The organism is Candidatus Palauibacter sp. (genome assembly GCF_965261555.1).
Lineage (GTDB): Bacteria > Gemmatimonadota > Gemmatimonadetes > Palauibacterales > Palauibacteraceae > Palauibacter.
Map to the genome: position 1 here is coordinate 1,717,941 of NZ_OZ253465.1, position 12,098 is coordinate 1,730,038.

7 protein-coding genes are annotated in these 12,098 nt (G+C 68.7%); 5 read left to right on the forward strand and 2 right to left on the reverse strand.

All coding sequences use genetic code 11. From position 1 onward, the window contains the following. Nucleotides 1-11 precede the first annotated feature (11 nt). The 5 genes from ACQY5G_RS07410 to ACQY5G_RS07430 all read left to right on the forward strand — a co-directional run bounded on the left by ACQY5G_RS07410 (nt 12) and on the right by ACQY5G_RS07430 (nt 8,370). A complete protein-coding gene (locus ACQY5G_RS07410) occupies nt 12-1,991 on the forward strand; it encodes a PQQ-binding-like beta-propeller repeat protein (RefSeq protein WP_428278443.1) in 1,980 nt (659 codons plus the stop codon). Nucleotides 1,992-2,025: 34 nt separating this feature from the next. After that, nucleotides 2,026-3,342 carry an acyltransferase family protein gene (locus ACQY5G_RS07415; protein ID WP_428278445.1) on the forward strand — a complete coding sequence of 439 codons (1,317 nt, stop codon included), beginning with the start codon at nt 2,026-2,028 and terminating at the stop codon, nt 3,340-3,342. A gap of 66 nt (nt 3,343-3,408) precedes the next feature. Further along, nucleotides 3,409-5,862: a choice-of-anchor B family protein gene (locus ACQY5G_RS07420; RefSeq protein WP_428278447.1), complete on the forward strand. Its 2,454-nt coding sequence runs from the start codon at nt 3,409-3,411 to the stop codon at nt 5,860-5,862. A 105-nt stretch (nt 5,863-5,967) separates the two neighbouring features. Continuing rightward, nucleotides 5,968-8,004: a fatty acid desaturase gene (locus ACQY5G_RS07425; RefSeq protein WP_428278449.1), complete on the forward strand. Its 2,037-nt coding sequence runs from the start codon at nt 5,968-5,970 to the stop codon at nt 8,002-8,004. Between the two features lie 114 nt (nt 8,005-8,118). Beyond that, the gene (locus ACQY5G_RS07430; RefSeq protein ID WP_428278451.1) at nt 8,119-8,370 is read left to right on the forward strand and encodes an NHLP leader peptide family RiPP precursor; all 252 of its coding nucleotides are present in this window, start codon (nt 8,119-8,121) and stop codon (nt 8,368-8,370) included. Nucleotides 8,371-8,445: 75 nt separating this feature from the next. Here ACQY5G_RS07430 and ACQY5G_RS07435 read toward each other — a convergent pair whose 3' ends face one another. Beyond that, on the reverse strand, nt 8,446-10,764 hold the full coding sequence (locus ACQY5G_RS07435) for a TOMM precursor leader peptide-binding protein (protein WP_428278453.1): 2,319 nt from the start codon (nt 10,762-10,764) through the stop codon (nt 8,446-8,448). Between the two features lie 32 nt (nt 10,765-10,796). Beyond that, nucleotides 10,797-12,098 (reverse strand): hypothetical protein, encoded by a 1,302-nt coding sequence (locus tag ACQY5G_RS07440; protein WP_428278455.1) that lies wholly within the window; start codon nt 12,096-12,098, stop codon nt 10,797-10,799.

Sequence of the window (12,098 nt, forward strand, 5' to 3'; positions counted from 1 at the left end):
CGGAGGAGCCCATGCGAACCAGGCGGCGGAGACTTGGCGTGTTCGTAGCGCTCGCAGTCTCGGCCTGCGCGGACGGTGGAGCCGACAGGCTGCCTCCGCCGAGCGATGAGTGGACGTACTACGGCGGGCAGAACTCCTTCAACCGGTACTCCCCCCTTACGCAGATCGACCGCGAGAACGTGGGGGCGGTGCAGGTCCTGTGGCGGCGTCCTGCCGTCGGCCCGGAGCTGACGGCCGAGTACCCGGACCTCGATTACGGGGGCTATCTGCGCGGGACGCCCGTCCTTGTCGACGGGACGCTGTACGCGCCCAATGGCGTCGGTCTCGTCGAGGCTTTCGATCCCGCGACCGGGGAAACCCGCTGGATCCAGCGGCCGGAGTCGGAGGAGGATGTGCGCGGCCGGAGTTTCCGCGGCGTGGCCTACTGGCGGGGCTCCAGCCCGGGCGCTGCGGACGGAGACACCGGTGGCGACGCCAGCGACGGCGACTCCGCCGGACGGATCATCTCGGTGCGCGGCCCTTCCATGCACGCGCTCGACGCCCGGACCGGGGAGCCCGTCGCGTCCTTCGGAGACGGCGGACGGGTGGACCTGCAGCTTCCGGCCGGGGGACGGTACGGCTGGAGTTCCGGGCCGATCGTCGTCGGGGACGTCATTGTCTTGGCGGGGACGGTGGACGGGGCGGGGGATTCCGGCACGGAGTGGCGGGGGAGCGTGCGGGAGGACATCCGCGGCTTCGACGCCCGCACGGGCCGTCTCCTGTGGACGTTCCACGTGATTCCGGAGGAAGGGGAGTTTGGGGCGGACACATGGGGCGAGTCGCTCGCGGAGTCCGGCGACCTCGGCTCCTGGTGCTGCCTGAGCGCGGATGATGAACTCGGCTACGTCTACGTGCCGCTCTCGGCGCCGACCTCCGCCTACTACGGGGGGCACCGGCCCGGCGACAACCTGTTCTCGAACAGCCTCGTCGCGCTCGACGCGGCGACGGGCGAGCGGGTGTGGCACTTCCAGATGGTGCACCACGACATCTGGGAATACGACACGGTGGGCCCGCCCGTGCTGGGCCGGATCCACGTGGACGGGCGGGCGATCGACGCGGTGATGCAGGCGAGCAAGACGGCCTTCCTCTACACCTTCGACCGGCGGACCGGGGAGCCCGTGTGGCCGATCGAGGAGGTGGAGGTCCCGCAATCCACCGTGCCCGGCGAGGCGACCTCGCCGACGCAGCCGATCCCGAGCAGGCCGCCGGCCTTCGACCGCCAAGGGGTCACCCCGGAAGACGTCATCGACTTCACGCCGGAGATCCGCGAGCGGGCGCTCGCGCTCGCCGATTCCCTCGTCATGGGGCCGCTGTTCACGCCGCCCATGGAGCGGGGGTCGGTGGAGGGAAAGATCGGGACGTACGTCATCCCGGGCGCGTGGGGGGCGGGGAACTGGAATACCGGCGCCTTCGATCCCGAGACGGGCGTCTACTACGCGGTGTCGCACACGCTCCCGAACGTCTGGAGTCTGGCGGAGAACGAGGAACCGGAGGAGATGGAGTTCGGGACGCAGGGCGGGTGGCCGCGGGCCGAGATCGAGGGCCTGCCGCTGGTGAAGCCGCCGTGGGGACGGATCACCGCGATCGACATGAACCGGGGCGAGCACCTCTGGATGGCGGCCAACGGGGACGGTCCCAACGACCATCCGCTCCTCGAGGGTCTGGACCTTCCCCCGCTGGGGAACGCGAACCGGCCGGCGCCGCTCGTTACGGGGTCGCTGCTCTTCATCGGCGAGGGAAGCGACGCCGTGATCGGGACGCCGGACACGCACTGGGGGACGACCTTCCGGGCCTACGACAAGGGGACGGGCGAGGTGATGTGGGAGACGGAACTCCCGTCGGGGACGACGGGCGGGCCCATGACGTACCTGCACGAGGGGAAGCAGTACATCGTGGTCGCCGTCGGAGGGAGCGAGCATCCGGCCGAGTACGTCGCGCTGGGCCTGCCGTGAGGCGCAGCGTCGATCCGGGCGCGGAGGGCGCGGCTTGAGCGGCCTGTGGTCGCGGGCGGCGGCCGTGGCGGCCCGGACGCCGGAGTCGCGCAACCGGTACGTGGACTTCCTGCGCGCCCTGTCGATCGGGGCCGTGGTCGTCGGCCACTGGATCCAGACGGCGCCGTACACGGGAGGCGGGGACATCGCGCTCTCGAGCGCGCTCGAACACCAGTCGTGGACGCGTTGGCTCACGTGGGTCTTTCAGGTGATGCCGATCTTCTTCCTCGTCGGCGGCTACTCGAACGGCGTGTCATGGCGGTCGGCCAGCGACCGGGGGAAGAGTTACGCGGAGTGGCTGGAGACGCGGCTCCGGCGCCTGCTCGGTCCGGTCCTGGCACTGCTCGCGGTGTGGGTGCTGCTCGGCGTCGGCATGGGACTGGGAGGGGTCGACGCGGGGCTCGTCGGCGACCTGTCGCAGATGGCGCTGATCCCCATCTGGTTCCTCGCCGTCTACGTCATGGTCGTGCTCATCGTGCCGCTGACGTACGCGGCCTGGCGGCGCTACGGGCTGTGGTCGTTCTGGGTGCTCGTCGCCGCGGCGGTCGTGGACGACGTCCTCTTCCTCGCCGCCGACCTGACCGTCGTGGGCTGGGCCAACTACGCCTTCATCTGGGTCGCCGTCCACCAGTTGGGGTACGCCTGGCGCGACGGATACGCGGCGGGCCTGCGAAGAGGCGCGGCGTGGGCCGCGCTGGGCGGTGCCGCGCTGATCGGGATGGTGACGCTCGGGCCGTACCCGGTCAGCATGGTCAGCGTGCCCGGCGACGAGATCAGCAACTCGTTGCCGCCCAAGCTGCCCATGCTGGCGCTGGCGCTCGTGCACACCGGGCTCCTCCTTTCGATCGAGGGCCCCATGCGGCGCTGGCTCGACCGCGCGGTGCCGTGGACGGCGACGGTGCTCGTGAACGGGATGATCATGACGATCTTCCTGTGGCACCTGACCGCCGCGACGCTGGTCATCGGCGCGGCGCTCCTCCTGGGAGGCGTGGGGCTCGACGTCGACCCCGCCTCCGGAGGCTGGTGGGCGGTCCGGCCGCTCTGGCTCGCCGTATACGCAGTGGCTCTCGTGCCGTGCGCGCTCGCCTTCGGCCGGCTCGAGCGCGGCGCGGGTGGCGGGCGGTCCCGTCCGGGCTGGCTGCTCGCGGCGGGCGGGACGGTGGCCTGCGCCGGACTGGCGCTGCTCGCCCTCGGCGGCATCGCTGCCGACGGCGCCGGGCCGCTCGGCCTGAAGCTCTGGGTGCTGGCGCTTCCCTTCGTCGGGGCGGCGCTGGCCGGCGTGAACCCGCTGGCGCGCGCCCGCGCGGGCTGACGCACCGAAGCGGCCGTGCGACCGTGTTCCGTGAACGATGGACGTAGACGGTATCTGTCGGAGGTGATGATGCGTGCCGGAATCTTCCCGCTCCTGATCCCTGTCCTGCTGGCCACCCCCGGCGCCGTCGCGGCCCAGACGCTCCCGTCGACGGCAGCGGCGGAGGCTGCGGTTCTGCCCGCTTCCGGGTTCGCGGCCTCCATCGCGCTCGTGGGGGAGGACATCCTCGTCTCGCGCAACGGAGCCGAGATCCGGCTTCCGACCTATCCGGAAGCGGGCGCCGTGTACGTCTTTCGGCGCGGAGGCGATGCCGCCTGGGCCGTGGCCGAGACCCTCCGGGCCGGGACGGGCGAAGTGGGCGACCAGTTCGGTACCGGCGTCGCGTGGGCCGGGGAGCGGCTGCTCGTCGGCGCCCCCGGGGCGGCGGAAATGCGCGGCCGTGCATACCTGTTCGAGCGACGGGAAGGGAACTGGGTCGAGCGCGCCACGCTGGATCCCGCGACCGAGCCGCGCGCCGGCGCGGGCAGCGCGGTCGCCATCAGCGCCGACGCCGCGTTTATCGGCGCTCCCGGCGGACTCGGCGACCTGCCCCGCTTCGGCCAGCCCGCGGCCCCGCAGCCGGGCAGCGTCTACATCTACTCCATCGGAGTGGACGGCGTCTGGTCGATGGCGGAACGCCTGCAGGCACCGGAACCCGAGGGCGCCGACCGGTTCGGCGCCGCCCTGGAGGTGGCTGGGGATCGTCTATTCGCGGGCGCTCCCGGCACGGATGGGAATCGAGGTGTGGTGCACTCCTATGTGCGTTCGGCCGGCGAATGGCGGCACATCGGATCCTTCATGCTCGAAGGTGGCGTTCCGGGCGATCGGCTGGGCGCGGCGCTCGCGTTTGATGGGACGAAGCTGTTCGTCGGCGTGCCCGGCCGGGGCGGCGCGGGCGCGGTGGCCGTGTTCGACCCGGAAGGCGCCCCGATTCCGGCCCGGATCCTGACGCCACCGGCAGGATCGGATGCCGTCGGCTTCGGGGCCGCCCTCACGATCGCGGACGGAACCGCGTGGATCGGCGCCCCCGCCACCGCGTCGGCCGCCGGCGCCGTATACACCTTCGACGCCGCCTCCTTCCAACCCGTACAGGCCCTCGACGAGTCTCCGTTCGGCCCGGGCGGAGCGTTCGGGTCCAGCCTCGGCGCGGGCGGCAACCTCGCCGTGGTCGGGGCGGGGCAGGCCGACCTTCGCCTCGGCGCGGCCGCGGTACTCGAACGGGCTTCCCTCTCCGCTCCGTGGGAACTGTCGTCCACGCTGCGCGACCCGGAGCGACCGAACATGACCGCCGTCTCGGGCGAGACGGTGAGCTGCCAGGACGGAACCGCGCTCGATTACGCCTGCACCGACGTGGATCTCGTCGCCTTCCTCCCGCTCGCCGACCTCGGCGCCGGCCCCACGTCGATCGCGAACGACATCTGGGGCTGGACCGACTCTGGGACCGGCCGCGAATACGTCCTCCTCGGCAAGTCCAACGGCACGTCCTTCGTCGACATCACGGACGCCAACGCTCCGGTCTACGTGGGCGAGCTCCCGCTCACCGAAGGGGGCGTCGAAAACCTGTGGCGCGACATCAAGACCTACGCCGACCACGCCTTCATCGTGGCGGACAACGCCGGCGCGCACGGCGTCCAGATCTTCGACCTCACGCAGCTCCGGGACGTTCGCGACCCGCCCGTGATGTTCGAGGAGACGGCCCACTACGACGGCGTCTTCAGCTCCCACAACATCGTGATCAACGAGGAGACCGGCTTCGCGCACGCCGTCGGCAGCAGCGGCGGCGGGGAGGCATGCGGCGGCGGACTCCACATGATCGACATCCGGGATCCCGCGAACCCCCGCTTCGCCGGGTGCTTCGCGGACCCTGACATCGGCGGCTTCCTCGGCGGCGGCTACACGCACGACGCACAGTGCGTGATCTACGGCGGACCCGACGAGGACTACGTCGGCCGGGAGATCTGCTTCCACGCCTCGATCGACGCGCTCGGGATCTCCGATATCACGGACAAGGAGAATCCCGTCGCGCTCGCGAGCGCCGGCTATCCAGGCGCCGTCGCCGCCCACCAGGGATGGCTCACGGAGGACCACCGCTACTTCTTCCTCGGCGACGAACTCGACGAGGAAGGGGGCACGGTCGCGAATACGCGGACCCTCGTGTGGGATGTGGCCGAACTCGAAGACCCGGTGCTGGCGACGGAGTACTTCGCGGAGACGCGCTCGATCGACCACAACCAGTACGTGCGCGGCGACTTCCTCTACCAGTCCAACCTGCTGGGCGGACTCCGCATCCTCGACGTGAGCGACCCCGAGAACCCGGTCGAGGTGGCCTTCTTCGACACGGTGCCGACGGACGACGATGCGACCGCCTTCGGCGGGACCTGGAGCAACTACCCGTACTTCGAGAGCGGCGTGATCGCAGTGTCGAGCTGGAACGAGGGCCTGTTCCTGCTCAGAAAACGCCAGCCCGTCCTGGTCCCGTGATTCGCCTCGTTGCTGGCGTCGACCACCCCCGATGCTAGATTTTATGGGGGCGCGCACCGCGCCAGGACTCCGCGCAACGAGTCACCGTGGTAGAGGATATCCAGGATGGAAGCACATAGTTCCGGCGCCTCGATAGCTGCGGGCGGGCGGGTCGTCGAGCCCTCCGTTGCGAACGCGCTCCCGCACTTCGTTCCGCTTCTCATGTTCCCGCTCGTGTTCGCTGCCGTCATGTACGGCGGCTGGTGGCTTGCGGGTCCGTTCGCCTTCTTCATGCTCGCGGACCGGTTCGACCGGCTCCTGGGCCTGGAGGAGCGCAACATGGATCCGGCCACGACCGGCGAGAGCCAGTTGTTCCTGTACAAGCTCTCGCTATGGCTGTGGGCGGCGCTCTGGCCGGTGACGTTCGTGTTCGCGCTCTGGCAGGTGCTGGTCGTCGGCGACCTCTCGCTCTGGGAAATCGGGGTCACGGCCGCCATCCTGACGCTCGTCGCGCAGACGGTCTTCATCGTAGGGCACGAACTCGTTCATCGGCGCGCCGTGTGGGAACGCCGGCTGGGCGAGTTCCTGCTGGCCTCCGTTTCCTACCCGCACTATGCGACCGAGCACGTCTACATTCATCACCCCCGCGTGTGTACGCCGCTCGACCCCGGATCCGCGCCGAAGGGCCTGAGCTTCTGGCAATACCTGCCCACGGAGGTGGCGAGCAACCTGGTGGGCGCCTGGCGGTTCGAACGCCGCCGGTTGACGCGCCGTCACCTGCCGTTGTGGCACTACACGAACGCGTTCTGGCGCTACGCCGTGCAGATCGTCTTCTGGTACGGGCTGATCTTCCTGTGGGGCGGCCCTTGGGCCTTGCTGCTCTACCTTGTCCTGTGCGGCAGCGTGGTCTTCTCGATGAAGATCAGCAACTACGTGCAGCACTACGCACTGCGGCGCATCCGCATGCCCAGCGGCAGGTTCGAGCCGGTGAAACCGAGGCACGCCTGGAGCGCGGCCTACAAGTTCACCAACTGGCTGTACTACAACATGCAGCGCCACGCCGACCACCACACGTCCAACCGGCGCTACCCGCTCCTGCAGCATCACGGCGAGTCGGACTCGCCGCAGTTGCCGGGCAGCTACGCTCAGATGAATGGTCTGGCCCTCTTCCCCGGGCGGTGGTTCGAGACGATGGATCCCCTGGTCGATCGTCAGCGCGCCCAGTTCTATCCCGAAATCGAGGACTGGAGCGCCTACGACAGCCGGGCGTTCGCGGCGCGTCCCGACGCGTTCGACGTGATCGCGGAGATTCATGCCGCCGCCCCCGGTCTCGCCGATTGGATAAACCGTTCACCGGCCCTGCTCGACACGCTGCGGGAGCGGGAATTCACGGATCTGGAGCTGCCGGAGGGATTCCTGTCGGATTCCGAATCGGAAGCGATCGCCCGGTGCGGGTTGGCGCGCCTGTACTGGACGCACGAACTGAGCCTCTCCGAGATGAGGGCCCAGCTCGACGACATCCCCGTGCAGGACGCCGGAGAGGCGGTGGAGGCGGCGCTGGAGTGGTCGAACGGCAAGGTCTTCCAGGTCGCCGTGCACACGATGCGTGGCAGCCTGTCCGTGGGCGAGGCGACCACGGCGCTGTCGCGCGTCGCCGAAGCCTCCATCGCCACCGTACTGGCAGCGGTCGAGGAGGACTTCGCCGATCGGGGTGTTCCGGATGCCAGCGGCGGGGTGGCGGTGGCGGTTCTCGGGCCTCTGGCCGATGGAGCGGCGCTGCCGGGGACGGAGCTTGATGTCCGGTTCGTGTACGACGGCGAACCCGCCAGGTACTACGAAGCGCTGTGCCGCCGCTTCCGCAAGGCGCTGCGTGCGCTGTCGCGCAACAATCTGCTGCTGGCGCCGCTCCCGCGCGGCGGGCTGGACGGCCTCCATTCTCTCGCCGCGTTCGAGGAACAGCTCCGGAATCCCGGTTCGGGTCGCGAGCTTGTGGCGCTCGCGCGGGCGCGCTGCGTGTTCGTGTCGGGCGCTGCCGAGATCGAGAAACGGTTCGCGGAGGCGTTGCGAGACGCTCCGGGACACAGTGCGGCCCGCGAGGTGCTGATGGCCGAGTCCCGAGCTGCAACCGACATCGCCGCGCTTGCGCATGGCCCGGCCCGGTAGGCCGAACTGCAAGGAGCCGCAAAGGCTTGACTTAACCCTTCCAAATGGACATCGATTCTGTGAGAGTGGTGATGTGGTTCGTTATGCAAAACGAGGGAACGAGGGAGAATTGCCATGAGAAGCGGCGATGAAATGCTTGCGCAAATTGTTGAGAAGTCCACCGTGGACGCGGGGTTCAGGCAACAGCTTCTCGCGGATCCAAAGGCTGCGATCAGCGGCGAATTGGGCATTACGATTCCCGATTCGATGAACGTCCAGGTCCATGAGAGCGACATGCAGACGGTGCATCTCGCCTTGCCGCCGGATCCGCACATGACCGAGGAGCAGATGGAAGCCATCTCGGCCGGCCTCTGCTGCTGCTGGTAGCTCGCCGCGGCCGGCGAGCTGCCGGTGACTTCGTCGGGCTCCGGGGCGCTTCCGGAGCCCGTTCCTTTCTTCTCCTCAGGCGATCACAGGCGCGGGATTCAGGTCGGCTTCGACGAGCGGGGACTCGCGACAGCCCATGCTGACGGGCACGTCGTACAGCCGCCCGGGCGCGAGCCTTGCCCAAAAGTGGCGCATGCCCGGCACGATGACCCGCGCCACGGGCATGCCGATATCGGGCCGCGTCTGATCCAGCACAAGGAACTCCATGCCCGCGGCCTCGACGAGCGCGCGGCAATGCTCCACATCTTCGCGCGTGTCCGCCGATTCGGTCACCGGATACCGCGAAGCCTTGCGGGGCGGCTCGTCCGGCGCCGGCGCCAGCCACGAACAGTCGGCGAGCCGGGCCGTCTTCCACCACCAGAGGGCCAGCGGATCATCGATCCTGGGCCGGCCGTCCTCCGCCCCGGGACGCGGCACCCAGGTGAGGCACTGGTTCAATTCGCAGAGCGCGCGCAGGGCGGCTATGCGCGGGTCGGCGTGGGTCCCGGCACCGTAAATGATGTCCTCGGTCCCGGCGTCCGGCCGGCGCGAGAGCGCAACGAAGGTGGGAATGCCGATATCGGAGGTGACGTCGAGCATCCATAGATCCCGCTCGTGGCGGCCGTAGTAGTCCGCGGCCGCTGCGATGTACTCGTCGTCGAAGCTCGAGAGATCGACTGCCGGCACGCGCAACCGGTTGTACCACCAGATGGCGAACGCATCGCGCTCGGCCAGTTCGTAGAAGCCCTGCAGGATGGCCTCTTCCAGGGTGTTGCCCGCGGCGCAGCCGTTCGAATCTGCGATCAGGTCTGCGGGGCCTCGCTCCTCGGCCGGCATGCTGTAGAGGATGGATGTCGGCAGGTAGCGGTGCCGCTCCTGCGTCAGCGACCAAACCGGCGTCCAGTCGATTTCGGCGTCGGGCTCGAGACGCGGCGGGACGATGTTGTAGGGGTGGCCTTTCGCGTTGATGCTCCCCGCGTCGTCGAGCTGACTCTCGCTGAACAGTTGTACGTCGTTGGGGTGGATCGCTTCTTCTCTCCCGGCGAACTCGCTGAATCGCTTGCGGATACGGATCTCGTCCCCATGACGCGCGCCTGAATAGCGCTCGACCGCCTCGCAGAGGGCGCTGACTTTGGACTGCTGTCGTGTGCTGCCCTTGCCGGCGCTCTTGCTGCGCAGGCTGCGCCTGAGCGAACTCAGGCTCCGGCTTCTCATGCCGAGATTGCTCCCGGCCCAGTAAACGTGCAGCCAGGAGTCGGCCTCATCGGTGGTGCGCGACAGCCAGCTCACGACCCCGCTGATCGGGCTCACCAGGTGCCGGTACTTCGCCAGGGTGGCTCCCGGCGCCACGGCACGCGCGCCGCCGCTGTTGCGATGGGCCTTGGGGCTCGCCTTCAGAGACACCGGAACGGGCGCTCGATCCGGCCGGTACAAGGCTTCGTCGCCGCAGGCCAGACACTGCGGCCGACGCACGACCCGATGCTGCGAGCTTCCGAACGTGGCGACATTCATCGCGATCGCGTGTTCGTGAATCGGGGCCGATTCACCCAGCGCCAGCCATTTGACGATCTCCGCCGCGATCAGCCCGTACATCGCCTCCAGCACAGCGGGCTGAGCCGCGAACGGCCTGAAGGCGGCTTCCTCGCCAGCGACGTTGCGCAGGAAACCATGGACTTCGCGGTGGCTGCGCAGGCGATACGCGAGGCAATCCCGGCAGGGTCCCTGTCTGTCCGCCGGAAAGATGGGGCCGAAGAGCGGCTCCATGCCGCTCGGCCGCACCAGCGTCCACGGAGCTCCCGCCTCGAGCTGTCGCCGATTCATCTCCGCGAGCTGTGCGTCGAGATAGTCGCCGCAGACAACAACGGTGAGCTTCGGCTCGCCGGTCCCCACCCTGGCGCCGTTCGCCTCCAAATGCCGGGCGAGCCCGCCGTCGTCACCTTTGACTGTGACGCGCGACTGTGCCAGCCGCTCTTCGACCCAGCGCGGCGACGCGCCAAGCGACGACCAGTAGGCTGCCTGACGCCGGTCCATGCCGTGATCGGCGGAGACCACATAGCCCTTGGCCGCGAACGTGGCGATGGCCGCAAGAACATCGGTCGCCGCGTGGGCGCCCTCGAGGGCTGCGACAATCTCGTCCCATCGGTGCCGACCATCGAGCAGCGGCAGCAGATCGCAGTGCAGCCTCCCGTGCAGCAGCGTATTGAACGACTCGGAGACGAGAAGCACCTGCGCCTCGCCGATATCATGGAAGCGGAGGTGCGGGGTGAGCGCGGGAAGCTTGACAATGCCCCGGTCCGCACGGGTCGTTCGGGTCAGGATCGCGTGCCGGGGACGCGCGTCCTCCCCCGCTGCCATCGAGGGTTCCCGCACCGTATCGCCCGGCACGTTCAGGCCCCCAGCACTTCGACGAGACGCTCCAGGGCCTCAATGCAAAACGCGGAGGTCACGGCCTCGGAGCCATGCCCGATCTGCCCCACCACGCCCCACTTCAACGACTGGTCGCCGAACGCGAGCAGCTCCGGCCAGCTGCCGTCCCCGCGCTGCGAACTCACCAGTCTCTCCACCTCGCGCTTCGCGTCGATGCTCTCGAGGCTTCCGATGTTGTAGAGCGCCGACACCGCCTGAGCGGTCTGAAGGACATTGCCGAATCCTCCCTTCTCGTCACGCAGGCCGAGGATGCGATCCGCGAGTATCGAGCGCAGGGAATCGAGGGCGGGCTCCGCGCGGATCATCGCGCGTGTGATCGCGTAGTAGATCGTGACCGTGTCGGGATACCACTTCGACGAGCCCTCGAGGTTGCCCTCCGTCACCAGGGATTCCAACCATCGCCGGGCATCCCTGGTTCCCGGATGGTCGCCCAGATAGGCGAGGACATTCGCATTGACGACCGGGTCGGCCTCGATACGAAAGCGCGACACGACGTCGGGTTCGTCTTCCGCCAGCACCCAGGTCATGAAGCGGCCTTCCTCGTCGCGGTTCGCCAGCATCCCCGGAACGTTCCTCCCCAGCCAGATCCAGGGGTGCGTCCCGATGACGAGGGAACAGAGTGTGGTACTGTCGAGATCCGTGGGCAGGTGACGGTAATACCGCCAGAATCCGGGATACTCGATGGTGTCGATGAGGTAGGCCTTCGTAGCGGTGCATATCGCCCTGGCCTGCGGCTCATCGGAGCTCTCGAGGGCAAGCGCGCAGAGAGCCGACACGAAAGGAGGCCTCTCGAAATGCCTTGGAATCTCCGGGTCGGCCACATTGAACCGGATGCAGTGCCAGGCCCCATTCTCGTCGATCACGGATTCCAGGAAGGCAAGCCCGCGGCGGATCCCTTCCCTCGCCGCCCTGGCCAGCGCCTCGGAGGTGGCCCCGCTGCTTCGTGCCTCCTCTTCTTTCGGTGCAGGGGACCGAAGGGGCGGCGCGGGGTCGTGGAGTGTCCTTCGAAGAAACTCGAGCGATGCCGCACCGGTCCTCGCCTCCTCTCGTTCGGCCTCGCTGAGCTTGCTCTGCGGCGGGAGCACCACATGCGTCGCGGAATACGTCTCTTCGTGCACGTGAATCTCATGGTCCTCGGCCAGCGTCACGCCGAATTCCCTCTCGATCGTCTCCCTGGGTTTCCGGAGAAGACGCTCGCGAAAGTCGCTGTCTTCAGCAGCTCTTGATACGAGGCGATCGTCCGCGTCCACGGGTCCTTTCAT

What these genes read in the sequence shown, in the direction of transcription:
- ACQY5G_RS07410 (WP_428278443.1), top strand. Translation starts at nt 12, where the DNA reads ATGCGAACCAGGCGGCGGAGACTTGGCGTGTTCGTAGCGCTCGCAGTC.
- ACQY5G_RS07420 (WP_428278447.1), top strand. Translation starts at nt 3,409, where the DNA reads ATGATGCGTGCCGGAATCTTCCCGCTCCTGATCCCTGTCCTGCTGGCC.
- ACQY5G_RS07425 (WP_428278449.1), top strand. Translation starts at nt 5,968, where the DNA reads ATGGAAGCACATAGTTCCGGCGCCTCGATAGCTGCGGGCGGGCGGGTC.
- ACQY5G_RS07430 (WP_428278451.1), top strand. Translation starts at nt 8,119, where the DNA reads ATGAGAAGCGGCGATGAAATGCTTGCGCAAATTGTTGAGAAGTCCACC.
- ACQY5G_RS07435 (WP_428278453.1), bottom strand. Translation starts at nt 10,764, where the DNA reads ATGGCAGCGGGGGAGGACGCGCGTCCCCGGCACGCGATCCTGACCCGA.
- ACQY5G_RS07440 (WP_428278455.1), bottom strand. Translation starts at nt 12,098, where the DNA reads ATGAAAGGACCCGTGGACGCGGACGATCGCCTCGTATCAAGAGCTGCT.